Source organism: Kiloniella majae (genome assembly GCF_002118315.1).
In the GTDB taxonomy this organism is placed as follows: Bacteria; Pseudomonadota; Alphaproteobacteria; order Kiloniellales; family Kiloniellaceae; genus Kiloniella; species Kiloniella majae.
The window spans coordinates 1-277 of record NZ_MTSZ01000028.1 but is presented as its reverse complement, the minus strand read 5'-3'; the positions used below and the strand labels follow the sequence as shown (position 1 = coordinate 277).

Genomic DNA, 277 nt, shown 5'->3' with positions numbered 1-277 from the left:
GGGAAGGAAAAGGGAGAAGAGGGAGGGGGGGGGAGAGAGAAAAGGAAGGGGGAAGGGGGAAAAATGGAAAGAGAACAAGGAGCAGGGAGGAGGGGGAAGGGACAAAGGGGGAAAGGGGGGGGACAAGCGAAAGGAGGAGGAAGAAAAAAGAGGGAAAGAAAAAGGGGAAGGCGACCAGGAAGGAAAAACGAGGAGAGAGGGGAGAGGAGAACAAGAAGAAACCAGAGCACGCAGAGCGGAAGGGAGGGAGACAAAAAGAAGGGGCACGGCAGGAACG

1 protein-coding gene is annotated in these 277 nt (G+C 56.0%); it reads left to right on the top strand.

Annotation, left to right across the window (positions count from 1 at the left end; translation table 11 throughout):
* On the top strand, nt 1-277 hold a 277-nt coding region (locus BKB51_RS21365; RefSeq protein ID WP_198946832.1), incomplete at both ends, for a hypothetical protein.